Annotated in this window: 1 protein-coding gene; it reads right to left on the bottom strand. The window is 33.7% G+C overall.

Annotated elements, in window-relative coordinates; all coding sequences use genetic code 11:
- Positions 1 to 697 precede the first annotated feature (697 nt).
- Complete coding sequence (locus JF818_RS16510; protein ID WP_233067998.1) at positions 698 to 1,381, bottom strand: transposase; 684 nt, start codon at positions 1,379 to 1,381, stop codon at positions 698 to 700.
- Between the last annotated feature and the right edge of the window lie 90 nt (positions 1,382 to 1,471).

A 1,471-nucleotide genomic window follows, 5' to 3' on the forward strand; every position in this document is an offset into this window, starting at 1 on the left:
ATCTAAATCCCATATTAATGATTTCATAATACCTGTTATGAAGTGACCTTTGTCAAGTTCTATGACAAAACGCCCTCATTTTTCCTTTCTTAAATTGTGCGCACAGGTACAGAGGCAAAGCCTCAGATTTAACAGTTCCCGGCATTGGCCACTCTGTTATACGTGGATCAGATTTCTCTGCCAACAGGCTAATGGTTCGCCGCAAACGCTATAATCTCCTAGCGTGAATCAATGTATTTTCAATACAGTGTCAACAGAGGTATTTCTTAGATCGTTTAAACCTTCTTTGTTATCTAAGACTTTACCTTTGTACCCGCACACTTAAGCTCAAATGTATTTGAATTATACACTTGTTAACACTTTATAATAGTTCACTTTTTATTAAGCAATGTTATTTGTCATCATTCCCCATATAAAACATGCTAATTCTCTTGCTATTGCTGCTTTTGCTTTGTTTCTATTTACACCTTTATTTAATGTAAGTTTGTAGAATTTACGTCTCAATCTCTCGTTTGCCTTGTCTGCATAAGCTATTACTTCAGAGGCATTTCCCTTTTGTCTAGCTTTTAAAGCTTTTGATTTATAACCTATTCGACCTTTAGTATAGCCTTGGGCAGACTCTATTAATAACTTTCTTAAATGGCTATTGCCTGCTTTAGTTATACCAAGCCCATTGCGCCTTTCATCACTTGTATCTTCACCAGGTTGTTAATCCTAAGAAAGAACTAAAGTTACCAGCCTTTGCAAATCGATTAAAATCTCCAATTTCAGCTAAAAATGATAAAGATGTATGTGTTTTTATGCCAATGAAACAATTCAGCATTTTAACATTTTCATTATATTTTTCACCTAAAGCCAACTCTTCTATTCGTTGATCTAATCTTTCTATTCTATCAAGTAATTGCTCATAAGTGACAAGATACTCGTCAAGTGTCTCTTTAAAAACACCATCTATTTTTAAAGTTCTTAACCAACTCATATGCTTTAGAGTCCAATAAGTTTTTCCTTCTTCAAACTTAAATCCGTTTCGTAAAGTGAATGCTAATATTTGCTGTTTAGTACTCTTTAACATTTTCATGTGGTCATCACGCATACGAATAAAATCTTTTATAGCATTATCTTCAGCAGAGGGTACATAGACCTCACTGTAAGTTTTTAGGGCTAAGCATCTAGCTATATTTCCTGCATCTCTTTTGTCAGTCTTTACCCGTCTGTTATTTGTTATAGCCATTGTTGTTGGTGCTAAAATCTTACAGTCTACATTATGATTCTTTAACTCATGGTATAATGAGTAACCTAAACAACCAGCTTCATAACCACATAGAAAGGTAGAGGATTTTGGATATTTATCTCGTACACCTTCAATGTATTTCAGAATCAATCTATAATCAGCTTGTATCTTTTGTTTGTATTTAACCTCATCATCAGAAAATGTGTAACATCATAAAGTAAAACTCTTCTTATGGACATC

The organism is Sphaerochaeta sp. S2 (assembly GCF_016406725.1).
Taxonomy (GTDB): Bacteria; Spirochaetota; Spirochaetia; order Sphaerochaetales; family Sphaerochaetaceae; genus Sphaerochaeta.